This window comes from Tenacibaculum sp. AHE14PA (assembly GCF_019278465.1).
Classification (GTDB): Bacteria; Bacteroidota; Bacteroidia; order Flavobacteriales; family Flavobacteriaceae; genus Polaribacter; species Polaribacter bernardetii.
The window spans coordinates 2,268,947-2,293,754 of the sequence record NZ_CP058983.1 but is presented as its reverse complement, the minus strand read 5'-3'; the positions used below and the strand labels follow the sequence as shown (position 1 = coordinate 2,293,754).

Below are 24,808 nucleotides of genomic sequence, written 5' to 3'. Positions count from 1 at the left end.
AAAATGGCTTCAATATTTGGTCACGCATTAGCATCGTTTGCTATCGGAAAAGGATTTTCGAAATCGATTGTAAATTGGAAATTCCTTTTATTAGGCATTTGTTGTGCAATAGTACCAGATGCTGATGTAATAGGCTTTAGTTTCGGAGTTAAATACAGCAGTTTTTGGGGACACCGCGGCTTTTCGCATTCACTTTTATTTGCGTTCATTTTAGGGATTTTAATCACCTTAATATTTTACAGAAAAGAAATATTCACCAAAAAAGGTGCAGTTCTCATTTTATTTTTTACAATATGTACCGCTTCACATGCTATTTTAGATGCTTTAACAACTGGTGGTTTAGGAGTTGCATTTTTTTCTCCTTTCGATACGAGTCGGTATTTTTTTCCGTGGCGACCAATTAAAGTATCGCCTATTGGAATTGAACGTTTCTTTGGTGAAAGAGGTGTTAAAGTGCTTATGAGTGAGTTTATTTGGATTGGAATTCCGATTATAATTTATATGTTAATTACAAGCTATTTTAAGAGAAGCAAAAAATAACCAATGCAAAACAATCATCTAAAAAATATATCAGGCCTATTAGTAGCTACATTTTTTGTGAGTACTTCAGGTGTTTTGGGCAAATATATTGCTATGCCATCAGAGGTAATTGTATGGTTTCGCTCTGCTTTTGCTATGGTATTTTTATATGTTTTTTGTCGATTTAAAAAAATTGATATTCCATTAAAATCCACCAAACATGTGGTGCCGTTTATAATTAGCGGAGTTTTCATGGCTCTTCATTGGATTACCTATTTCTATGCCCTAAAACGATCTAACGTTGCTATCGGAATGTTGTCTTTATATACTTTTCCGGTAATGATAGCCTTTTTAGAGCCTTTGTTTTTAAGAATAAAATTCAACCCTATATATCTTCTTTTAGGTTGCATGGTTTTATTAGGGATTTACACATTAGCGCCAGATTTTAATTTAGAAAGTAAGAATGTTCAAGGAATATTATTCGGACTCCTCTCTGCCCTATGCTACTCGATTAGAATCTTAATTTTAAAACAATATGTATTGCAATACAACGGTGTATTATTAATGTTTTATCAAACCTTAATAATTACAATATGTTTAGTACCTGTGTTGTTTTTTATGGATGTTTCTGGGTTTGAAAGTCAATATCCGTATGTATTATTGTTAGCATTGTTAACCACAGCAATTGGCCATAGTTTAATGGTACATTCACTACAGTTTTTTTCAGTATCCACTGCAAGTATTATTAGTAGTGTACAACCTATATTCGGAATCATTTTAGCTTTTATCTTTTTAAATGAAATTCCTACGTGGAACACTTTTATGGGCGGAAGCTTAATTTTAGCAACGGTTATTATCGAAAGTATCCGTAGTAAAAAATAACATTGTTTATATTTACAAAAAAACAACTAACATGCGTACTCTTTTCTATTTCTTCTTTTTAACACTTTTAATTAGCTGCTCTTCAACACCCGAAGGAAAAGAATTATCAAACATTAAAATAGCGAGAGATGTATACGGAGTACCACATATTATGGCAAAAACTGATGCTGAGGTTGCCTACGGATTAGCGTGGACACAATGTGAAGATGATTTTGTAACGCTACAAGAATTAATGGCAGCTTGTAAAGGAATGTTGGGGGAAATAAAAGGAAAAGATGGCTTGGTGGCAGATTTCGGAATTAAATTCATGGGATTAAAAGAAATTGCCGAAAAAAAATACCATACTGATGTTACTGGCGATTTTAAAAAATATTTAGAAAGTTTTGTTGCTGGTGTAAACGCGTATGCAACGTTGCACCCAGAAAAAGTGTTGTTAGATGATTTATTTCCACTTACAGGCGCTGATATTATTACTGGCTACCTATTGGGTAATTTAGAAGTTTCGCACGCAGGAGACGATCTAAAAAAGATTTTAGGTGGTACTATTATTAAAGATTTAAAAAGTGATGTTCCTAAAGGATCTAATGCTTTTGCCTTTTCTAAAAATAAAACGACGGACGGTAAAACGTATTTAGCCGTAAACTCTCATCAACCATTAGAGGGTTGGTATTCTTGGTACGAAGCGCACTTAATTTCTGAAGAGGGAATGAATATTTTAGGTGGAACATTTGCTGGCGGGATTTGTATTTTTCATGGAGCAAATGAGAATTTAGGTTGGGCACATACCGTAAATCATGCCGATTTTTCTGATGTTTATCAACTAGAAATGCATCCAGAAAAAGATGATTTTTATAAGTTTGATGAGGAGTGGATTGGGTTAAAAGAAAAAACATATTGGTCTTGGTTAAAATTTGGTCCTATAAAAGTGCCAATTTCAAAAACTATTTACGAAAGTAAATACGGCCCAACTTTTAAAACAGATGATGGTGTTTTTGCATGGAGATTTGTAGTTGGGAAATCGATAAAAATGGCAGAGCAATGGTTTAAAATGAACAAAGCTAGCAACTTTAAAGAGTTTAAAGAGGCTTTAGAAATGCGTGGAATTGCTGCCTTAAATATTGTGTATGCAGATAAAGAAGACAATATTTATTATGTAAGTAACGGTAGTTTTCCGGTAAGAGACCCTGCCTATGATTGGAGTAAAGTATTGCCAGGAAACACATCAAAAACATTGTGGGATAATACGTTGGTTCCGTTTGATAGTTTGCCGCAAGTTTTAAATCCTTCGAGTGGTTGGGTTTTTAATACCAATAACACGCCTTTTTCAGCAACCGATTCTATTAATAATTTTAAAGAAACCCCGTTGAATAAACAAATGGGCTATCAAATTACGGGAATGGAAAATAATAGAAGTTCTCGTTTTTTAGAGCTGATGCAAGAATACGATTCCATTTCATATGATGATTTTAAAACTATTAAGTATGATAATCAATATCCTAACAAAATGATGACCAGAACTGCGTTAAATTTAGAGGATTTAATGAATTTAAATCCGTCTGACTATCCAGATATAGCCGATGCAATTTTATTATTAAATACTTGGGATAGAAAAACGGATAAAACCAATAAAACAGCAGCTTTGTATATTTTAACTTGGATGCACTTAAATGAAAAAAGAAAACAAGAAGGGCGTGATGTTAGGCGAGGTTCTGTTACGTTAGAAGATTGTGTATTCGGAATTACAAAAGCAAAAGAAGAGTTGTTAAAAAACTACGGTTCTTTACAAATAGAATTAGGCGAATTACAAAGACATTCTCGCGGAAATGTAAATTTACCAATAGGTGGAGCGCCAGATGTTTTAGCAGCAATCTATTCTAAAAAAGTAAATGAAACCGACAAAACATATAGAGCTTTTGCAGGTGAATCTCATATAGAATTAATTCGTTTTAGTGATAAAGGTACAGAAATAGAAACCATAAATTCATACGGATCTAACGCAAATATTGGCGATAAACATGCAACTTCTCAAATGGAAGATTTTACCAATTATAAGCTTAAAAAAATGACTTTAAATAAAGCTGAGGTTTTAAAGAATGCGGTAAAAATATACTCTCCAATGCAAGTTGTTGAAGAGTAAATTTATATTAATATAATTTTTGCTGTTGCTGTATAATACTTTTCATAGTTACATCTTCGTAATTTCTACGAATAAAGGTTAAGGCATTGTCTAGTAATTCACCCATACCGTCACTATCTCTAAAATTTATATCGCCAGTAAGTTCAAAAATTTCAGATTTTAATTTTTCGATATTTTTAGGAATCGAAATGTTATCTGATTTCATTGCGGCAAGTAATCTATTTAAGCGAGAACGAGTAGCTAAAATTCTTTTCGCAACAATAGATCTTTCTTCTAATTGATATTGCTCTACCGATTCAGAATCTAATTTTTTAGTAACCAATTGCACCATCTTTAAGTTCTCTTTAAAAAACTGTGGATAATACACTTTAAACTTGCCTTCATAACATTGCTGATCAAAATCTATCGGACGTATTTTATACACTACATTTTCAAAATCGTGCGTGGGCACTACAACATAATTGTAAGAACGCATATCACCTAATAAACGAATCATACAACGTTCGTTAAACTTTACAAACTCTTTTGCTAATTGTGTTTTTTCAATTTCTAAACAATCATCTAAATAATCTTTTATAAAAACATCACCAGGAATTCCTGAAATATGCTCTTCAATTAAAGTGTCTTTATATACCAAGAAGTTTAAATTGTATGGCGATAAAATATCTTCAATCTCTAAGCCATAAACACGAGAAGCATCGGTTTTTTTAACGTAAAAATAGGTGTAGTTATCGTTTAAAATATTACGGACTTTTACTCTAAATGGCTGAGAGTTACCAAAGGTGCAAAAATCAACAGCATCAATATTTAAGTGTTTAATACCTGCATCAGAACCATTTGAGTGTAAGATATTATATATTTTTTTTAAACTTAAATCTATTTCTTCTCGTTCAAATTCATTGTAATACACACGAACCCACAAAGTGTCATTATCATCTTTATCGTATACAGATATTGCTCCTTGAAAACGCAACAAATCATCATAAAAAATAGGAATTTGAATTGTTCTATTATGCCTTTTTAAATAAAGAGCTAGCTTTTTATTAATAGGATATGCAGGTTTTCTTTGGGATATTAATTTTTCTTCAGACATGCGTCAAAGGTACTAAATGGCAAACAATTTACCGGGCAAAGGTTTAATAATACCTTTAAGTTCCATTTCAAGTAACAAAGAAGATAATTTATAAACAGGAATATCACACTCTAAAGCAATTACATCTAACAGTTGTTTTCCTCTTAGTTGTAAAAAATCATATACTTTTTGCTCTTGCTCATTTAAATTAACAAATAATTGTTGTTGCACAGAATCTGCTGTTTTTGATTGTTGAATATCCCAGTTTAACATTTTTACAACATCATTTGCTGAGGTTAATAAATGCGCTTGGTTATTTTTAATAAGATTGTTACAGCCTTTGCTGTACAAATCGGTTGTTCTGCCAGGCAATGAAAAAACATCACGATTATAAGAATTTGCGATGTCTGAAGTTACTAAAGAACCTCCTTTTTCTGCAGATTCTAATATAATTGTAGCTTTAGAAATACCCGCAACAATACGATTTCGTTTTAGAAAATTTTCACGTAGTGGTTGTTCTTCATGCCAAAACTCAGTTATAAATCCGCCGTTTTTATGAACCTCGCTCATATATTTTTTATGTGTTTTCGGATAAATTTGTTCAAATCCGTGCGCTAGAACACCAATAGTTTGGAGGTTGTTTTTAATAGCTGCCTTATGGGCACAAATATCTACACCGTATGCAAATCCGCTAACAATTATCGGATTGTATGCTGATAAATCATCTATCAATTGCTTGCAGAAATCACGACCATAAGAAGTTATTTTTCGTGTACCTACAATCGAAATAATTTTTTTACTATTAAGATTTATATTGCCATCATGAAAAAATAAAATAGGTCCGTCGATACATTGTTTTAGGTTCTGAGGATAATCATCATCTAAAAAATAAGAATATTTAATGTTGTTTTTTTGAATATACAGCAGCTCCTCCTCTGCCCTTTTTAAGTTAGTAATATCAAATAATTGATTGGTAACATGAGATCCTATTCCGTTTATTTTTTGCAAAGAAGTTGCGGTTTCTTTAAACACCTGTTCTACATTACCAGTTGCAGAAATTAACTTTTTAGCTAAAATATCACCCACGTTTTTAGTGGCTTGTAATCTAAGAATAGCTAAGATTTTAGTTGATTTCATGAAGCAATAATTTGATTATCAATATACAAAAAAACTGTTGATAAAAATTATGTATAAATTACAAACTACTCAGCAAAAAAACTATATTTGTTATTATGACATTAGCTAACTACATAAACGATTTATTATACAGATACGATTGCGTAATTGTTCCTGAATTTGGAGGTTTTGTAACCAACAAAATAGGTGCTAAAATGAACGATGCTACGCACACATTTTATCCGCCTAAAAAGCAAATTACCTTTAATGCGTACTTGCAACATAATGATGGTTTATTGGCAAATCATATTGCTTCTAGTAAAAATATTTCTTTTGAAGAAGCGACAGCTTTCATTGCAAATGCAGTTGTTGAGTGGAAAAAAGAAATAGCAACTAGTACTATTACAGTTGCTTCTGTAGGAACATTATCTTTAAACGAAGCAAAACAGGTTGTTTTTGAACCAAATGCTACACATAACTTTTTAGTAGCATCTTTTGGGTTATCAGAAGTTGAAGGTAATTCAGTAACAAGGTTTAAACAAGAAGTTAAACCATTGCCTATTGTTGAAGAAAAGGAAAATAAAATTCCAGTATTTTTAAAATATGCAGCAACAGCCGTAATTTTATTAGGAGTTAGTTATGCTGGTTGGAATGGTATTCAGTATCAATTTGAAAATGAATTATTAGCAGATCAACAAAAATTAGCGACCAAGAAGATACAGTCGGCAACTTTTGTAATCGACAACCCATTACCGGCTATTAATTTAAATGTATCAAAATCTAAAGAAAATAATTTTCATATTGTTGCAGGTGCTTTTCAGGAAGTTAAAAATGCCGAAAATAAATTAGCAGAATTACAACAACTTGGTTATGATGCTAAAATAATAGGGCTAAATAAATTTGGATTAACTCAGGTTACATTTACAAGTTTTAACTCTAAAGAGGAAGCTCGTAAAGAGTTAGCGTTGATTCAGCAAACTGTAAGCGCCGATGCTTGGTTATTGATTAAATAATCGGCTTTTAAATAACTTGTTTTTAGCTTTATTTATATCTTTGCATCAAAATTTAACTGATGACAGCTAAAACACCACAACAATCACTAACAGTACTTACCGACCTTGTTTTACCAGGAGAAACTAATTATTTAGACAATCTTTTTGGTGGAGAATTATTAGCTCGTATGGATAGAGCTTGTAGTATTGCTGCACGTCGTCATTCTAGAAGAATTGTGGTTACCGCTTCTGTAAATCATGTTGCTTTTACCAAATCGGTTCCTGTAGGAAGTGTTGTTACGGTTGAAGCAAAGGTTTCGAGAGCTTTTAAATCATCAATGGAGATATATGTTGATGTTTGGATTGAAGATCGTCAATCTGGTGAAAAAACCAAGGTAAATGAAGGAATTTACACGTTTGTTGCTGTAGATGAAACAGGTAAGCCTGTACCGGTTGCTCAAATTAATCCAGAAACTGAATTAGAGCAAAAACGTTACGATGGCGCTTTACGTAGAAAGCAATTAAGTTTGGTCTTAGCGGGTAAATTAGACCCTAAAGATGCTACTGAGCTTAAGGCGTTGTTTTTAGGATAAAAACAGCTTAAATCTCATCTATTTCGCCGTTTTCGGATAAGAAAATGGCGACTGCTTTTGTTTTCTCGAATTGCGAAAAGATAATAATCATAATTACGGTAATTGGTACACTTAAAATCATACCTGTAACGCCCCATATTTTTCCCCAAACAGCTAAAGATAATATTGTTACTAGCGGACTTAAGTTTAGTGATTTTCCAAATAATTTTGGTTCTATAATATTACCAACCACTACTTGTACGGAACCTACAGCAATTAATACAATTAAGAATGGTGTAAATTCACCAAACTGAATTAAACTAAAAGTTGCCGGAAAAATAGTAGCTACCAACGAGCCTATTGTTGGTATATAATTTAGTAAAAAGATTAAAAATGCCCAAAACGGCGCACTATCTACACCAACAATTAGCAAAACAGTATAACTTAAAAAACCAGTAAGTAAGCTTACATATGTTTTTAAGCGAAGGTAATTAGAAATAGAAAACTCAATTTTATCTAACATAAATTTCATGTTAGTGTACTTATCGTCTTTATCTTTAAAAACTTTTACAAGCTTCTTTTTAAAACTACTTTCTTCTAAAAAAATAAATAAAGCGTAAATTATTATCATAAAAGTATCTCCTAATAAACTACTAATTCCGTTTGCAATATCCCCTAAAAAAGAGCCGTAATTAAAATCACCTATTACAGATTTTACCGATTTAATAATATCAATATGAAAATAGGCATCTAAACTATTAATAATAGCATCAATATTGGGCTCGTATTTAGAGTAAGATGTTGTTAAATCAGATATACTATTTGTAATAATTCCCGATACAAAACCAAAGCTTAAAACAATAAAAGTAAATACTAATATATTACTTAACCAAATAGGTATATACTTTTTAGCAAGTGGTATTTTGTATATAGTTTTACGTATTTCACGTGTTAAAAACCAAAAAAGTAAAGCAAAAACAAAAGGAATTAAAATTCCTTTACCAATAACCAATGCGGCTATAATTACAACAATAACTATGATGAAATTTGCAGGGTTTTTCATTGATTTATATTAGTTAGTACGTATCCATTTTGCAGGATTTAAACGATTAATATTTTTTGATAAAATAAAAAGTAATGTAGTTTTACCAGAAATCTTATCAGTAAAAACTTTACCTACTTTATCTCCGGTTTTTATAATATCTCCTTTTTTTACATAAACACTTTCGAGGTTATTATAAGATGATATATAACTACCGTGTTGAATTAAGACTGATTTCTTCCCTCCAGAATGAGATTGAAGTGCTAATATCTTGCCATTAAATATGCTTTTAGCGTCTGTTTTTGCTTTCGTTACTATATGTAATCCTGGGCTATTTATTTTTATTCCTGAAAAAGTTGGATGCGGTTGTATACCATATTTTCTGGTAATAATTCCGCTTACAGGCCAAGGTAAACTTCCTTTGTTTTGCTCGAAATTTGCTAACAATTTCTTTTCAGCAGTATCTAAAACAAATCCTGAACCTCCTTTTTTAGATGTTTTTTTACCTTTATTTGCTTTTGCAATAGCAGCCTTAATTAATTTATCAATACGAGCTGTTATACGTTGTTCTTCTTTTAATTTTTGTTGTAAATCTCGTTTGTATTTTTTTTCTTCCTTTTTAACTTTAGAAATTAATTTTTCTTGATTTTTTTTATCAGATTCTATTTCTTCTTTTTGAGATTTTTCATCAAAAATTAATTTTTCTTTAGCTTTTCTTTTCTCGATTAAAGAGTTATTAAATGCTTTAATTTCTGTTGTTTTTACAACGATATCTTCTCCTTGCTTTTTTCGATACTCATTGTATTGCTGCATGTATTTTAATCGCTTATAAGCTTGATAAAAGCTTTCAGAAGACAACAAAAACATTGTTTTACTTTGTTGAGATTTACTTTTGTGGGTTTTTACAACCATATCAGAATACTCTCCTTTTAATTTTTTTAACTGATCGTTATAGGTTGCTAGTTGTTTTTCATTTAAAGCTATTTCATCAGATAGCTTTTTAGATTCTAATTCAATCACTTCAATTAAACGCTCTCTTGCACCAATTTTTTGACTCAAATCTTTTAAGTCGTCTAAAGCATTTCCTCTGTCTTTTTTAGCTTTAAACAACAAACTATTAATCTGCTTAATTTCATTTTTAATTGCCTTGTGTTTTTTTTCCAGCGTTTTTCGCTCTTGACTAAACGAAGAAAAGCTTATTAAAAAAAGACATAAAAATGAGAGATAAAGAACAGTTTTTTTCATTATAATTTAATTTCTTTATAACCGTTAGGCATTCTAAAATCAATATTCAATTTTGTATCAAACTCTACCGAGCGTGTTGTAATATCAATAACAGTAAACTTATTGTTTTGTTTTGCATTAATATTAATTTTTTCAGGAAATAACACTCCTTTTTTATTCAAATATGTAGGATATGATATATCTAAACGCTGATTTTTTGTTGAGTTTACAACCGATTGTTTGTTTAGTTTATAATGAAGCGGATTTATATTAAAAAACAAATCAAATAAAATAGCTTGCTTTTTAGGTGATAGTTGATATGATTTTTCAATAATTTCTACCTCGTGACGTTCAGATTTTACGTTAAATAAAGATTGGCCCAACAACATGTTTTGTAATTGCTGAAAGTTAATATCAGTTCCTAATAATTCCTTTAACATAGAAAAATCTCCATCGAAATAATTTTTATAAAAAGAAGAATAAAACTGTACTTTTGTAGGAGTAATTTTGGCTTTAAAAACAGTAATATATTTAGTTCCTTTTAACCAAATAACTTCATCTTTTTTGATTTTCATTCGTACTGAAAAACCAACATCATCTTTAGTATTTTTATAATTAACCTTTAAACGTGCATCAATCGTTTTTTCATCGAAATTTGCCGAAATATGTTTTTTTGCCACTTTTCTGGCAGACATTTCTTTAATTTCAACCAAATTATTGGTAGCTATTTTAGTTGATTTACACGAGGTAAATCCTATAAATAAGACAATAAGTACTGTAAAGTATTTCATATAATTTATAAGTGGAAAGACAATTATTTTAGAATTTGCTTGGCTTTGCTTTTAAATAAATCCGCCTTTTTAGGGTTATTTAATTTTTGATAAGCTCTTGCCATTTCTGTATAAAATTTTGCCTCAATTTCGTTATTATCAATTACAAAATCAATGCCGTTTTGCAAACTTTGTAATGCTTTTTTATATTTTTTAGTATTGTTAAGCGCTTTACCGTTCATTAAATAAACAAATGGTTGGGCTGGAAACAACGTTAAACCTTGCTCACTGTATTTTAATAAATCAACATGATTGCTTGCTGTTAAGTCGTTTAATAAAAGTTGTAAGCTACTGTATGTTTTTTGTTTCTCGAAAGTTGCACGTAAATCTGTGTTTTCTGTTTTCTTTTTGATTTTTTTAACTTCAGTTTCATAAAGTTTTTCCTCAATTCTTCGAAGTCTAGCGTTTAATAGCCTATCCCCTTTTAACTCCGATAAAACTATTTTTGCAGCAGGAATATCTCTATTCTGTAAATGTAAAAAAACTAATAATTGTTTTTTCTTCGGATGTTTTTCTGCAATTTTTTCTTGGGTAACTATCGCATCATTAAAATTTGCAAGCCTTCTTAAAATAGTTACTTTATGCTCTAGCATCCATAAATTATTTGGCTCTTTAAGCAGGGCTAAATGTATATATTCTAAAGACTCATTACTTCTACCTAGTTTTAGGTAATTTTTAGAAAGTTCAAATAATACGGCTTTATTATTTGGTACTAGTTCATTACAATTTTCTAAATACTCAATGGCTTTTTTGTAGTTATAAACTGCTTTTTGAGAGAGTGCTTTAAAAAAGTTATCTTGAAACTGGATGTCATTTTTTTCAATAACACCTACGGCAGCAGGAATGCTGTCTTGAGAGTAGATAAAGAGAGAATAAAGAATCAAGAAAAAAGATAAAAACACCTTAATTCTTGATTCTTGATTGCTTCTTTTATTATGTAAGATCTGTATAATCACCTATACTTACTGATGTATAATTAGCATTATATTTGGCATGATTACCAATCATTGCATTGTCTAATTTTGCATTAGAAATATGAACATTTGTTTGAATTAATGAATTTATGATTGTTGAATTTTCAACAACACTATTTTCACCGATAGAAACAAAAGGTCCGATTTTAGTGTTTTTTAAAACCACATTCTTACCCACAAAACAAGGTTGAATAATTTCTGAATTTTCTAACACAACATCGTTAGCAACTAAATTGTTGCCATCAGCTTGTTCAAAACCTAAAACTTGTTTATTAGTATCAACGGTTGGATCTTTTTTACCACAATCCATCCAAGCATCAACTTTACCAGGAATAAATTTTGCCCCTTGTTGCTTTAAAGACTCTAAAACCTCAGTTAATTGAAACTCTCCAGAAGGGCGTATATCATTATCAATTAAATGCTTTATTTCTTCACGAACTTTATCACCATCTTTAAAATAATAAATTCCGATAATTGCTAAGTCAGAAACAAATTCTTTCGGTTTTTCAACGAAATCAGTAATAACTCCATCTTTTAATTTTACAACACCAAATGCACCAGGATCTGCTACTTGTTTTACCCAAATAGCACCATCAGCATTTGCATCTAACGTAAAATCTGCTTTAAATAAAGTATCAGCAAAAGCAACAACACAAGAACCTGTTAATGATTCTTTTGCGCAATAAATTGCATGAGCTGTTCCTAACGCTTCTTCTTGAACGTACACAGAACCTTTGGCACCTAAACTTTCTGCAATAGCAATTAACTTATCTTTAGTATCTGCAGGAAAACCCTTTGCAGCAGTACCAATTATAAAAGCAATTTCTTCTATAGGTTGGTTTACAACCGAAGTAATATCTTCAACTAAACGTTGTACAATTGGCTTACCAGCTATAACTGTTAATGGCTTTGGAGTTGTTAATGTATGAGGTCTTAAACGAGACCCGATTCCTGCCATTGGAACTATAATTTTCATATTTTTCTTTTCGTTTTTAACGGTGCAATATACTATTAATAAAGCATTGAAAAAAGTTAGAGTCCTTTAGGTACTGCTGCTATTAATGTTTTGGTATAGTCGGTCTTTGGGTTATTGTAAATTTCATCAGCATCAGCAATTTCTTCTACCCTACCATTATTCATTACCACCAATTGATCGGCCATATATTTTACAACAGATAAATCATGGGAAATAAAAATATAAGTAAAATTAAATTCAGCTTTTAATTGATTCAGTAAATTTAAAACTTGCGCTTGTACCGATACATCTAAAGCAGAAACAGATTCATCGCAAATAATTAATTTTGGTTGTAAAGCAATAGTACGCGCAATACCAATTCGTTGGCGTTGTCCGCCAGAAAACTCATGCGGATATCTATTAAAATGTGACTTTTCTAGGCCAACTTTCTCCAATAAATTATACACGTATTCTTTTCTTTCTTTTGATGAGTTTAAAATATGGTGAACTTTCATGGGTTCGAGAATCGCATTACCAACAGTAATTCTCGGGTTTAAAGATGAAAAAGGATCCTGAAATATAATTTGAATTTCTTTTCGTAATTTTTTAAATGCTGATTTTGATAGCTTCGTAATATCTTGCCCGTTGTAAATAATTTCTCCTGAAGAAGCATTTTCTAATTGTAAAATAGTTCTACTTAATGTGGTTTTTCCACAACCGCTCTCTCCTACCAAACCTAAAGTTTCACCTTCATAAATTTTAAAAGACACATTATTTACCGCTTTTACAACAGTAGGTTTGGAAAACCAAGAAGCATTAGAAATAAAATTTTTATGAAGATTTTTAATTTCTAATAATGGCGGTTGGTTATATATTTTTTGATGAAACTCATCACGTTCTTCATTACTATATAAAGAAGTATTTACAGTGTCGTTAATAAAATCAGTAACAGTTGGTAATATTTTAAAACGTTTTTTAGTATTCGGTTTAGAGTTTATAAGCGCTTTGGTATAATTTTCTTTTGGATGGATAAATAAATCAACAGCTTTACCTTGCTCGATAATTTTACCTTTATGCATAACAATAATATTATCTGCAATTTCAGAAACCAGGGCTAAGTCATGAGAAATAAAAATAATTCCCATTTTATATTCTTCTTGTAATTCTTTTAAAAGTAAAATTATTTCTTTCTGAACCGTAACATCTAAAGCTGTTGTTGGTTCGTCAGCAATTAAAATTTTTGGTTTACAAGCAATTGCCATTGCAATAACTACACGTTGTTTTTGACCACCACTAATTTGATGTGGATAGGAATTAAAAATACTTTCAGGCCTTGGTAGTTTTACTTTTTTAAATAAAGAAATTACCTCTTCTTTTATTTCATCTTTTGATAAACTTGTGTGTTGTTGTAAAGCTTCAGAAACTTGAAAACCACAAGATAAAGTCGGATTTAAAGAACTCATCGGTTCTTGAAAAATCATTCCTATTTTACTACCTCTAATTTTTTGAAATTCTTTATTGGTGTAAGTCAATAAATTTTGATCATTAAATAACACCTCACCTTTAATAGCAGCAAAATTAGGTAATAAACCTAAAATAGCTAACGAAGTTACCGATTTTCCACTTCCACTTTCTCCTACAATACCTAGTATTTCAGTTTGTTGTAAACTAAAAGTAATATTTTGAATAACAGGAGGTGCGTTTTTAAAACTTATTTCTAAATTTTTAACTTGAAGCATTTTTGTAAATTTTTAATAAAAATACAATTAATTTTTGCAAAATATAATAATTATGAGCTATTAAGTGTTTTTGAATATTAAATATATAAAACATTAAAAACCTACAGCATCACTGGGTTTATGTGATTTTTATACTTGTTTATTTTATAGAAAATATACAAAAACCACTATAAAAGTAGGATTATTTATGTTTTTTCATATATTTGCCTTTCATTTATTTAAAAAAATGGATTTTTATTGTGAATGTATCATTTCTATTTAAATCTATTTTAACTAACTTAATAACCCTTCAATATGAAAAAAATTACTTTGGCACTTATGTGCGTATTTTTTGTAACAGCATCTTTTGCACAGGAAAAAAGAACCTGTCATGCGATGGAAGACTTAGAGGAAAGGATGGCTCAAGATCCAGGTCTTGAAAAAAGAATGGCACAGATAGAAGAATTTACTCAAAAAAGAGTAAAAGAAATGGAAAGCCGTCACAGCAAAGTGTCAGGTAACATTATAACCCTTCCTGTAGTTGTTCATATTTTATACACAAACTCATCTAACAATATTAGTACAGCTCAAATTCAATCTCAATTAGATGTATTAAATAAAGATTTCAGAAGAACTAATTCTGATAGAAATAACAAATGGTCTCAAGCTGCCGATTCACAAATTGAATTCAAATTAGCAACTGTTGATCCAAATGGAAATGCAACATCTGGTATTACCAGAACGCAGGTTGGAACTTCTACTTGGCTTACAGGAGAAAATAAAATGAAAAGAGCATCTCAAGGAGGTGTTAACCCATGGGATACTGCAGAGTATTTAAATATGTGGATTGTTGATAACATTACAAGACCAACAGGAGGTACTATTTTAGGATATGCACAATTTCCTGGAGGAGCAGCTTCTACAGACGGAGTTGTAATGGCAGATCAATATTTTGGTACAACAGGTACAGCTCAAGCTCCGTTTGATGGTGGTAGAACAACTACTCATGAGGTAGGTCACTATTTAAACTTACGTCACATTTGGGGTGACGGTGGTTGTGGAGTTGATGATTTCGTATCTGATACACCAGAATCGGACGCAGCAAACTACGGTTGTGCATCAACACATTCTTCTTGTGGTTCTTTGGATATGGTAGAGAACTATATGGATTACTCAGATGATTCATGTATGAATTTATTTACAACAGGACAAAAAAATAGAATGCGTGCAGTATTATTGGCAGGTGGTTCTAGAAGAGCTTTAGCTTTATCAGATAAATTTGGAGGAGGAACAACGCCACCAACAGGAACAAACTATTGTACATCGAAAGGAGCAAGTGTAAATGATGAATATATTCAGAAAGTTGCTTTAGGAACAATAGGTAATACTTCAACAGGAGGAAACGGATATTCAGACTTCACATCAATCTCAACTACTTTAGCAAAAGGATCGTCTAATACGATTACTATTACTCCAAGGTGGACAGGAACTACATACGATGAAGGATATGGAGTGTTTATAGATTATAACCAAGATGGCGATTTTTCTGATGCAGGAGAAACAGTGTATACAAAAGCACCTTCAAAAACTACACCAGTAGTTGGATCTTTTACCGTACCAACATCAGCAACAACAGGAGAAACAAGAATGCGTGTAGTATTAAAGTACAATGCAACACCAACAGCATGTGAGGCTTCTTTTGAATATGGGGAAGTAGAAGATTACACGGTTGTAATTGGAGGGGCACAAGCAGATACTACTGCACCAAGTACACCGGCTAGTTTGTCAGCATCAAGTATAGCTCAAACAAGTTTAACATTAAACTGGTCAGCATCTACAGATAACGTAGCGGTAACAGGTTATGATGTATACCAAGGAGCAGCTAAATTAGGTTCTTCTACAGTAACATCTACAAATATTACGGGCTTAACAGCAGCAACAGCATATACTTTTTCTGTAAGAGCAAAAGATGCTGCAGGAAATGTATCATCGTCTAGTAATGTTGTAAATGTAACAACTTTATCAAATCAAGTTTCTTATTGTGCATCAAAAGGAAACAGATCTACTTATGAGTGGATTGATAATGTAGAATTAGGAGGAATGACTAACGCAACTGCAGGAAATGGAGGTTACGGAGATTTTACCTCTAAAGTAGCAACATTAGGTCAAGGAAGTTCAAACCCAATGGTAATAAGTGCAGCATTTGCAAGTACAGCATATACAGAGCACTGGGCAGTATGGATTGACTTTAACCAAGACGGAACATTTGCAGATAGCGAGAAAGTAGTTTCAGGATCATCATCAAGCGCAAATAACTTAACAGCAACAGTTGCTGTACCATCTAATGCAACATTAGGTCAAACAAGAATGCGTGTTTCAATGAAATATAATGCAGCACAAACGGCTTGTGAAACTTTTGCAGACGGTGAAGTAGAAGACTATACTGTAAATATTGTATCTAGTGCTAGAGAAGAAAACCCAGTAAGTGGTGAAAGATTAGGAAACGATGATAACATCAACCTAATGGTATACCCTAATCCTGCAGTAAATAGTGTACAAGTTAAGTTAGCATCTAAAGCTGATAACATTACTTATAAAATTGTAAATGTAATTGGTAGAGTTGTGCAAAAAGGTCGTTTAGATTCTTCTAACATAAACGTATCTAACTTAAACACAGGAATGTATATTTTAGAAGTGAATGATGGTCAAAAATCATTAACAACTAAATTAATGAAAAAGTAATTTTTAATACCTACATAATAAAAACCTGAGCAAATCCTGCTCAGGTTTTTCTATTTTAATTCAAATAAAACCTTTCAGAATGAACAAAAAGCTAAAATTATTAGTTGGAAGTTTGTCTGTAGCCCTTGTTGCGACAATAGGTTACAAGCAATTTTCTACAGAAAACAATGCTTTATCTCTTGAAAAAGAGAGAAAAACGTATTCAGAATTTTTAAAGAATAGTCCTTATCAGGAAACTTTAAAATGGGATAAAAAGAAGAGAAAACATTTTGGTTTACCTCCTAATAGGTATTTCGAGCAAATGTGGGAATTAACGATAAATCCATCAACAGGTAAATTAGAACAAGATGGATTAAATAAATTAAGAAACGAATTAGTACAAAAAAGACAGGCTCAAAGATCTCCTGGAGATAGCGGAAACTCATGGGCAGAAAGAGGCCCAAATAATGTAGGAGGTAGAACTAGAGTTATTATGTTTGACCCTAATGATACTTCAAACAATAAAGTTTATGCTGGTGGTGTAAGTGGAGGTTTATGGGTTAATAATAATATTAGTAGCGCAAATTCACAATGGCAAAGAGTAGAAAATGTGCCAGGTAATTTATCAGTAACTTCTATAACAGTAGACCCTAGAAACTCTAATATTTGGTATGTAGGTACAGGAGAACAATATACAGGAGGTGATGTTGTTGGTAATGGTGTATATAGAACTATTAACGGAGGTACTACATGGACAGCATTAAATATTCCTGCAGCAGGAGGAGGAGATATTAATTTTAATGCTTCAAATTTATTTGTATCAGGAATTCATTATGTAAATGATGTTTTAGCTTGGGATAATGGAAGTTCTACAGAATTATTTGTAGCAGTAGGTGCTTTTCGTTACGGAGCAGCTGCTAGTCCATCAAATTGGTTAGGACTGCAATCAGCAGGTTTATATCGTTCTACTGATAATGGAGGAACATGGAATAGAATTGAATCTGCCAACATGCGTTCAGAAAGAGACGGTGTTTCATATTATCATATACCAAATGATTTAGAAGTAGGAGCAGATAATAGATTATGGATGGGTACTATAAATTCTGCCTTAGGTGAAGGTGGTGGTAAAGTTTATGGTTCTACCAATGGTGCTACTTGGACAGAAGCAGTAGCTTCTCCGCTAGCAAATGCAAATAGAGTTGAAATAGAACCATCTGCAACAAACGGTAATAAAATATATGTCTTAGCACAGGGTTCAACATCAGCTGCTCCAGTTCTTATATATAAAACAACAAACGGTTTTAATTCTGTCGCTGCAACACCTTTACCAAACGATGCCGATACAGGTATTGCTGCTAATGATTTTACAAGAGGACAAGCTTTTTATGATTTAGTAATTGAAGCAGACCCTAATAATGATAACATTGTTTATGTTGGAGGAATTGACTTGTTTAAGACAAGTAATGGTGGGAACTCTTGGTCTCAATTATCTCACTGGTATGGTGGCTTTGGTCAACCAAACAATGTACATGCGGATCAACATTCAATTGCTTTTGGAAACAATTCTTCGTCTAGAATGTTATTTGGTAACGATGGTGGAGTTTACTATTCTGGTAATGCAGGTGGAACAATTGGTGCACGTAATAAAGGTTACAATGTAACTCAGTTTGTAAAAGCAGGAATTGGACCTGATGGACCTGGAAGTTCTAACTTAATATTAACAGCAGGAGCACAAGATAACGGTACACAAGCATTTAAAAATGCATCTCCAGGAGTAAATAGCTCTACAGAGTTAAGTGATGGTGATGGTTTTTACACATTTGTTGATAAAGATGGTCAGTATATGATCGCAACTTATGTTAATAATGTGATATATAAGTTTAATTTACCATGGAATGGTTTAGGAAGAAGACAAGGAGGTTCTTCAGGAACGTTAGCAAGTGATCAAGCAACAGGAGATTTTGTAAATCAAATGGGGTATGATAGTAATGCTAATAGATTATTATCAAATAAATCTACAGCTTCTGCAAATGCTATTATGAGTATTAATGTAGCGGCAAATAATAATGGTACTTTAACAAATGCTTTATTAGATGCAAAACCAACAGCATTTTTACCGTCATCTTTTACGAATAACAGATGGTTTGTAGGTTTAGCAAATGGTAAATTAGTAAAATTATCTAATGTTAATAATTCAAGTGCAACTTGGGCGGCTATAAATACACCTTTTGTCGGTGCTATTTCATCAGTTAGATTAGGAGCAACAGAAAATGATATTTTCGTTACAATTCATAATTACGGTGTAACAAGTGTTTGGGCAACTTCAAACGGAGGTAATGACTGGACGAGTAAAGAAGGTAATTTACCAAACATACCAGTAAGAGATATTTTACAAAACCCATTAGATAGAAATGAAGCTATTTTAGCAACACAATTAGGGGTATGGTCTACTTCTAATTTTAACGATACAAACCCTGTTTGGTCTCAAGCGTATAATGGTATGAGTGATGTTAGTGTAACTTCATTCGATTATTATAATGTTAGTGGAGATAATTCAGAGAATAAAATTATAGCTTCAACTTATGGTAGAGGAGTTTTTACAGGTTCATTTACTGCAAATGCAGTTGCTGATACTGAAGCTCCAACAATACCATCGAACTTAGCAGCATCAAACGTAACTGATGCTAGTTTAACTTTAAACTGGACAGTTTCAATAGATAATGTTGGTGTTGTAGGATATGATGTTTATAGAGGGACTACCAAAATAGGAACAGCAACTAGTAATACATATAATGTTACAGGGTTAAATGCAACAACTGCATATTCTTTTACTGTTAAAGCTATAGATGCGGCAGGAAATGAATCAGCTGCAAGTCCAGTCTTAAACATTACAACTCCAGAAGTTACAATTTCTTATTGTACATCGAAAGGAGCAAGTGTAAATGATGAATATATTCAGAAAGTTGCTTTAGGAACAATAAGTAATACTTCAACAGGAGGAAACGGATATTCAGACTTCACATCAATCTCAACTACTTTAGCAAAAGGATCGTCTAATACGATTACTATTACTCCAAGGTGGACAGGAACTACATACGATGAAGGATATGGAGTGTTTATAGATTATAACCAAGATGGCGATTTTTCTGATGCAGGAGAAACAGTGTATACAAAAGCACCTTCAAAAACTACACCAGTAGTTGGATCTTTTACCGTACCAACATCAGCAACAACAGGAGAAACAAGAATGCGTGTGGTATTAAAGTATAACGCAATACCAACAGCATGTGAAGCTTCTTTTGAATATGGAGAAGTAGAAGATTACACGGTTGTAATTGGAGGGGCACAAGCAGATACTACTGCACCAAGTGCACCAGCTAGTTTAGCAGCATCAAGTGTAACACAAACTACTTTAACATTAAACTGGTCGGCATCTACAGATAATGTAGCGGTAACAGGTTATGATGTTTACCAAGGAGCAACTTTATTAACTTCTACAGCAGGAACATCTACAAATATTACAGGCTTAACAGCTGCAACAGCATATACTTTTTCTGTAAGAGCAAAAGACGCAGCAGATAATATATCTGCAGCAAGTAATGTTGTAAATGTAACAACTTTATCAAACCAAGTTTCTTATTGTGCATCAAAAGGAAACAGATCTACTTATGAGTGGATTGATAATGTAGAATTAGGAGGAATGACTAACGCAACTGCAGGAAATGGAGGTTACGGAGATTTTACCTCTAAAGTAGCAACATTAGGTCAAGGAAGTTCAAACCCAATGGTAATAAGTGCAGCATTTGCAAGTACAGCATATACAGAGCACTGGGCAGTATGGATTGACTTTAACCAAGACGGAACATTTGCAGATAGCGAGAAAGTAGTTTCAGGATCATCATCAAGCGCAAATAACTTAACAGCAACAGTTGCTGTACCATCTAATGCAACATTAGGTCAAACAAGAATGCGTGTTTCAATGAAATATAATGCAGCACAAACGGCTTGTGAAACTTTTGCAGACGGTGAAGTAGAAGACTATACTGTAAATATTGTGGGTTCAACTCCTAACTCAGGAGCAATTGATTCAGGTATAAGTGGTGAAGCATTAGGAAATGAAAAATCATTAAACTTAATGGCGTATCCTAATCCAGCAATAAACAATATTCAAGTTAAGTTAGCATCTAAGAGTGATAACATTACTTACAAGATTGTAAATGTAATTGGTAGAGTTGTACAAAGAGGTCGTTTAGATTCTTCTAATATAAACGTATCTACTTTAAATACAGGAATGTATATTTTAGAAGTAAATGATGGTCAGAAATCATTAACAACTAAATTAATGAAAAAATAGAAGTATAAAACACTAATTATTTTTTTAAAACCATTAAAGCCAGTAATATACTGGGTTTAATGGTTTTTTCATTCCCTTTGTTTGTTAATATCTTTATTTTTTAATCATTTAATTACGAATATTTCATTTTTTTACTATATTTGAGGTGTTAATGATTAAATATTAAGAATTTTTTAATAATAAAGTCATTTACGAATAACTAACTTAAACCCTTCAAAAATGAATCACAAGTACCTTAAAGGCCTTGTATTGGCTGGTGTTGTCTTTGGATTAAATTTTCAGGCACAAGCTCAAGACAAAAGTGAAGTAGAGCAAATTCGTAGTAAATACAATTTGACAAAACTTCAAACAATGAAAGGAAACTTTCAAAAGATTGCAAAAACAGAAAAAGAACAAGCAAAACAAATTGCAAAACAAAAAGGTTGGAAAACTAAATTTACTACTAAAGATGGTAGTTTAGTTGAATTACAAAGAGTTGTAAATGGTAAACCAATATATTACACCACTTCTAATGCAGCTGCAGCAAAATCTACAAGAGCAAACCATTTAAATGCTGGAGGATCTCTAGGACTTAACTTAATGGGGCAGGGAATGACTGCTTATGTATGGGATGGAGGTCTTGCAAGAGCATCTCACCAAGAGTATGATGGTGCAGGAGGAACAAATCGTTTTTCTATTTTTGATGGTAGTTCTACATTAAACTTTCACGCTGCTCACGTAACAGGAACTATTATGGCATCTGGTGTAAGAGCAGAAGCTAAAGGAATGGCACCACATTCAAAAGTAAGAGGAAGTGACTGGAACAATGATAAATCAGAAGCAATTTCTGCAGCATCTAACGGAATGTTAATTTCTAATCACTCATACGGTTACGCAACTAGAAACCAACAAGGACAAGTTCAATTACCACAAAATTACTTTGGAGGATATATTGACGAATCTAGAGGATGGGATGAAATTATGTTTAACGCACCTAACTACTTAATGGTTGTAGCTGCGGGTAACGACGGTAACGACAATACAGCAAACACGAATCCAACAGGAGGTTCTGGTTTCGATAAATTAACCGGGCACTCAACATCTAAAAATAACTTAGTTGTAGCAAATGCACAAGATGCAAATATTGATTCAAACGGAAATTTAGTTTCTGTTTCTATCAATAGCTCTAGTAGTGAAGGACCAACTGATGATTTTAGAATTAAGCCAGATATTACTGGAAACGGAACAAATGTTTACTCAACTTATGAGAGTAGTAACACCGCTTATAACTCTATTACAGGTACGTCTATGGCTTCGCCTAACGTAACAGGTTCATTGTTATTATTACAACAGCACCACAAAAACTTAAATAATGGAACTTTTATGAGAGCAGCTACCTTAAAAGGTTTAGCGCTACATACTGCAGATGATGCAGGAGTTTCTGGACCAGATGCAGTTTTTGGATGGGGATTATTACATACTAAAAAAGCAGCAGAGGCAATTTCAAATAAAGGGAATACATCTAAGATTGAAGAATTAACATTAACATCAGGTCAAACATATACAATTACTGTAAATGCTGATGGAGTTAATCCATTATTAGCATCTATTTCTTGGACGGATAGACCAGGGGTTGCAACTTCAAGTGTAAATTCAACTACACCTGTATTAGTAAACGATTTAGATTTAAGAGTTACTAAAGGAGGAACATCATATTTACCATATGAATTAACAGGAGCAACAAGCAGTGCAAAAAGAGACAACAATGTTGATCCTTTTGAAAGAGTAGATGTTTCTGGAGCTTCAGGAACATATACAATTACAGTTACAAATAAAGGTTCTTTAACCGGAGGTAGCCAAGATTATACATTAATAGTAACAGGTATTACTGGTACACCTGTTGTATGTAATGCAACTGTACCAACAGGAGTTTCTATAAGCGGAGTTTCTTCAGCAGATGCAACAGTAAACTGGGCAGCTGTAACAGGTGCAACATATGATGTAAGATATAAAGCAACAACATCTTCTACTTGGTCAACAAGTGCAGTTTCTACAGCTACAAAAGCATTAAGTGGTTTAGCAGCTTCTACACAATACGAAGTACAAGTACGCAGTAAGTGTTCTTCAGGGAATTCAGCTTACAGTGCGTCTGTAAACTTTACAACTCCAGCAATTACAATTTCTTATTGTACCTCAAAAGGAGCAAGTGTAAATGATGAATATATTCAGAAAGTGGAATTAGGAACCATAAGTAATACTTCAACAGGAGGAAACGGATATTCAGATTTCACATCAATCTCAACTACTTTAGCAAAAGGAGTATCTAATACAATTACAATTACTCCAAAATGGACAGGTACTGTTTATGATGAAGGATATGGTGTATTTATTGATTATAACCAAGATGGAGATTTCTCTGATGCAGGAGAAACAGTGTACATAAAAGCAAAATCGAAAACTACACCTGTAGTTGGCTCTTTTACCGTACCAACATCAGCAACAACAGGAGAAACAAGAATGCGTGTAGTATTAAAGTACAATGCAACACCAACAGCATGTGAGGCTTCTTTTGAATATGGAGAAGTAGAAGATTATACGGTTGTAATTGGAGGGTCACAAGCAGATACTACTGCACCAAGTGCGCCAGCTAGTTTAGCAGCATCAAGTGTAACACAAACTACTTTAACATTAAACTGGTCAGCATCTACAGATAATGTAGCAGTAACTGGGTATGATGTTTACCAAGGAGCAACTTTATTAGGCTCTACTACAGGAACATCTACAAATATTACTGGTTTAACAGCAGCAACGGCATATACTTTCTCTGTAAGAGCAAAAGATGCTGCAGATAATGTATCAGCATCAAGTAATGTTGTAAGCGTAACAACTTTATCAAACCAAGTTTCTTATTGTGCATCAAAAGGAAACAGATCTTCTTATGAGTGGATTGATAATGTAGAATTAGGAGGAATGACTAACGCAACTGCAGGAAATGGTGGTTACGGAGATTTTACCTCTAAAGTAGCAACATTAGGTCAAGGAAGTTCAAACTCAATGATTGTAAGTGCAGGTTTTTCAGGAACAGCATATACAGAGCACTGGGCAGTATGGATTGACTTTAATCAGGATGGAACGTTTGCAGATAGCGAGAAAGTGGTTTCAGGATCATCATCAAGCGCAAATAACTTAACAGCAACAGTTGCTGTACCATCTAATGCAACATTAGGTCAAACAAGAATGCGTGTTTCAATGAAATACAATGCAGCACAAACGGCTTGTGAAACATTCGCAGACGGTGAAGTAGAAGACTATACTGTAAATATTACGGCATCAGCATCTAACTTTAACACCACTTTTACAGATGTAAAAGGAGATGCTTTAGGAAACGAAGCAAGCTTAAGTTTAATGGCATATCCTAATCCAGCTACAAATTTTGTACAAGTTAAATTAGCTTCTAAAGCTGATAATATGACATACAAAATTGTAAATGTAATTGGTAGAGTTGTACAGAAAGGTCGTTTAGATTCTTCGAACATTAACGTGTCTAACTTAAATACAGGAATGTATATTTTAGAAGTAAATGATGGTCAGAAATCATTAACAACTAAATTAATGAAGAAATAATAGAGCTTTTTATTTCGAGGAAAGTTTAAGGAATATAAACCTTAGCTATCTCCTTGCGATTAAATAAATAAAACCCGAGCATTTGCTCGGGTTTTTT

General features: G+C 32.5%; 16 protein-coding genes. 8 read left to right on the top strand and 8 right to left on the bottom strand.

The annotated features are described in order from the left end of the window. The first annotated feature begins 3 nt into the window (after nucleotides 1–3). The 3 genes from H0I30_RS10545 to H0I30_RS10535 are packed head-to-tail and all read left to right on the top strand — an operon-like array spanning nucleotide 4 to nucleotide 3,538. Nucleotides 4–540, top strand: coding sequence for a metal-dependent hydrolase (locus tag H0I30_RS10545; protein WP_218771823.1), 537 nt, complete (start codon nucleotides 4–6; stop codon nucleotides 538–540). A 3-nt stretch (nucleotides 541–543) separates the two neighbouring features. Continuing rightward, complete coding sequence (locus H0I30_RS10540) at nucleotides 544–1,401, top strand: DMT family transporter (protein ID WP_218771822.1); 858 nt, start codon at nucleotides 544–546, stop codon at nucleotides 1,399–1,401. 31 nt (nucleotides 1,402–1,432) lie between these two features. Continuing rightward, nucleotides 1,433–3,538 carry a penicillin acylase family protein gene (locus tag H0I30_RS10535; protein ID WP_218771821.1) on the top strand — a complete coding sequence of 702 codons (2,106 nt, stop codon included), beginning with the start codon at nucleotides 1,433–1,435 and terminating at the stop codon, nucleotides 3,536–3,538. 7 nt (nucleotides 3,539–3,545) lie between these two features. Here the strand turns inward: H0I30_RS10535 and H0I30_RS10530 are convergent, their stop codons facing one another. Then, nucleotides 3,546–4,631 carry a hypothetical protein gene (locus H0I30_RS10530; protein ID WP_218771820.1) on the bottom strand — a complete coding sequence of 362 codons (1,086 nt, stop codon included), beginning with the start codon at nucleotides 4,629–4,631 and terminating at the stop codon, nucleotides 3,546–3,548. Nucleotides 4,632–4,643: 12 nt separating this feature from the next. Next, entirely contained in the window at nucleotides 4,644–5,747 is a 1,104-nt protein-coding gene (dprA, locus tag H0I30_RS10525; protein ID WP_218771819.1) for a DNA-processing protein DprA, read from the bottom strand. Between the two features lie 95 nt (nucleotides 5,748–5,842). Between dprA and H0I30_RS10520 the strand changes: the two genes are divergently transcribed. Both H0I30_RS10520 and H0I30_RS10515 read left to right on the top strand, forming a co-directional pair. Next, the gene (locus H0I30_RS10520; protein ID WP_218771818.1) at nucleotides 5,843–6,739 is read left to right on the top strand and encodes an SPOR domain-containing protein; all 897 of its coding nucleotides are present in this window, start codon (nucleotides 5,843–5,845) and stop codon (nucleotides 6,737–6,739) included. Between the two features lie 59 nt (nucleotides 6,740–6,798). Beyond that, entirely contained in the window at nucleotides 6,799–7,311 is a 513-nt protein-coding gene (locus tag H0I30_RS10515) for an acyl-CoA thioesterase (protein ID WP_218771817.1), read from the top strand. A 7-nt stretch (nucleotides 7,312–7,318) separates the two neighbouring features. Here H0I30_RS10515 and H0I30_RS10510 read toward each other — a convergent pair whose 3' ends face one another. From H0I30_RS10510 to H0I30_RS10485, 6 genes are read right to left on the bottom strand one after another with little or no spacing between them, the layout of a single operon-like run. Beyond that, entirely contained in the window at nucleotides 7,319–8,353 is a 1,035-nt protein-coding gene (locus H0I30_RS10510; protein WP_218771816.1) for an AI-2E family transporter, read from the bottom strand. Nucleotides 8,354–8,362: 9 nt separating this feature from the next. Further along, a complete protein-coding gene (locus H0I30_RS10505; RefSeq protein WP_218771815.1) occupies nucleotides 8,363–9,577 on the bottom strand; it encodes a murein hydrolase activator EnvC in 1,215 nt (404 codons plus the stop codon). Next, complete coding sequence (locus H0I30_RS10500) at nucleotides 9,577–10,347, bottom strand: DUF4292 domain-containing protein (protein WP_218771814.1); 771 nt, start codon at nucleotides 10,345–10,347, stop codon at nucleotides 9,577–9,579. The genes H0I30_RS10505 and H0I30_RS10500 overlap by 1 nt, the downstream gene beginning before the upstream one ends. 23 nt (nucleotides 10,348–10,370) lie before the next feature. Beyond that, nucleotides 10,371–11,342, bottom strand: coding sequence for a lipopolysaccharide assembly protein LapB (locus H0I30_RS10495; RefSeq protein ID WP_218771813.1), 972 nt, complete (start codon nucleotides 11,340–11,342; stop codon nucleotides 10,371–10,373). Further along, complete coding sequence (locus tag H0I30_RS10490) at nucleotides 11,320–12,336, bottom strand: sugar phosphate nucleotidyltransferase (RefSeq protein ID WP_218771812.1); 1,017 nt, start codon at nucleotides 12,334–12,336, stop codon at nucleotides 11,320–11,322. Before H0I30_RS10490 ends, H0I30_RS10495 begins: the two co-directional genes overlap by 23 nt. A 56-nt stretch (nucleotides 12,337–12,392) precedes the next feature. Further along, nucleotides 12,393–14,054, bottom strand: a complete 1,662-nt coding sequence (locus H0I30_RS10485) for an ABC transporter ATP-binding protein (protein WP_218771811.1) — start codon at nucleotides 14,052–14,054, stop codon at nucleotides 12,393–12,395. 294 nt (nucleotides 14,055–14,348) lie between these two features. Here H0I30_RS10485 and H0I30_RS10480 point away from each other — a divergent pair, with 294 nt between their 5' ends. The 3 genes from H0I30_RS10480 to H0I30_RS10470 all read left to right on the top strand — a co-directional run bounded on the left by H0I30_RS10480 (nucleotide 14,349) and on the right by H0I30_RS10470 (nucleotide 24,711). Beyond that, on the top strand, nucleotides 14,349–16,775 hold the full coding sequence (locus tag H0I30_RS10480; protein WP_218771810.1) for a GEVED domain-containing protein: 2,427 nt from the start codon (nucleotides 14,349–14,351) through the stop codon (nucleotides 16,773–16,775). 79 nt (nucleotides 16,776–16,854) lie between these two features. After that, on the top strand, nucleotides 16,855–21,108 hold the full coding sequence (locus H0I30_RS10475) for a GEVED domain-containing protein (RefSeq protein WP_255554370.1): 4,254 nt from the start codon (nucleotides 16,855–16,857) through the stop codon (nucleotides 21,106–21,108). Nucleotides 21,109–21,327: 219 nt separating this feature from the next. Continuing rightward, the gene (locus tag H0I30_RS10470) at nucleotides 21,328–24,711 is read left to right on the top strand and encodes a GEVED domain-containing protein (protein WP_218771809.1); all 3,384 of its coding nucleotides are present in this window, start codon (nucleotides 21,328–21,330) and stop codon (nucleotides 24,709–24,711) included. Nucleotides 24,712–24,808 lie beyond the last annotated feature (97 nt).

Coding starts and splice junctions, on each gene's coding strand:
- H0I30_RS10545 (WP_218771823.1), top strand. CDS start 4: ATGGCTTCAATATTTGGTCACGCATTAGCATCGTTTGCTATCGGAAAA.
- H0I30_RS10540 (WP_218771822.1), top strand. CDS start 544: ATGCAAAACAATCATCTAAAAAATATATCAGGCCTATTAGTAGCTACA.
- H0I30_RS10535 (WP_218771821.1), top strand. CDS start 1,433: ATGCGTACTCTTTTCTATTTCTTCTTTTTAACACTTTTAATTAGCTGC.
- H0I30_RS10530 (WP_218771820.1), bottom strand. CDS start 4,631: ATGTCTGAAGAAAAATTAATATCCCAAAGAAAACCTGCATATCCTATT.
- dprA (WP_218771819.1), bottom strand. CDS start 5,747: ATGAAATCAACTAAAATCTTAGCTATTCTTAGATTACAAGCCACTAAA.
- H0I30_RS10520 (WP_218771818.1), top strand. CDS start 5,843: ATGACATTAGCTAACTACATAAACGATTTATTATACAGATACGATTGC.
- H0I30_RS10515 (WP_218771817.1), top strand. CDS start 6,799: ATGACAGCTAAAACACCACAACAATCACTAACAGTACTTACCGACCTT.
- H0I30_RS10510 (WP_218771816.1), bottom strand. CDS start 8,353: ATGAAAAACCCTGCAAATTTCATCATAGTTATTGTTGTAATTATAGCC.
- H0I30_RS10505 (WP_218771815.1), bottom strand. CDS start 9,577: ATGAAAAAAACTGTTCTTTATCTCTCATTTTTATGTCTTTTTTTAATA.
- H0I30_RS10500 (WP_218771814.1), bottom strand. CDS start 10,347: ATGAAATACTTTACAGTACTTATTGTCTTATTTATAGGATTTACCTCG.
- H0I30_RS10490 (WP_218771812.1), bottom strand. CDS start 12,336: ATGAAAATTATAGTTCCAATGGCAGGAATCGGGTCTCGTTTAAGACCT.
- H0I30_RS10485 (WP_218771811.1), bottom strand. CDS start 14,054: ATGCTTCAAGTTAAAAATTTAGAAATAAGTTTTAAAAACGCACCTCCT.
- H0I30_RS10480 (WP_218771810.1), top strand. CDS start 14,349: ATGAAAAAAATTACTTTGGCACTTATGTGCGTATTTTTTGTAACAGCA.
- H0I30_RS10475 (WP_255554370.1), top strand. CDS start 16,855: ATGAACAAAAAGCTAAAATTATTAGTTGGAAGTTTGTCTGTAGCCCTT.
- H0I30_RS10470 (WP_218771809.1), top strand. CDS start 21,328: ATGAATCACAAGTACCTTAAAGGCCTTGTATTGGCTGGTGTTGTCTTT.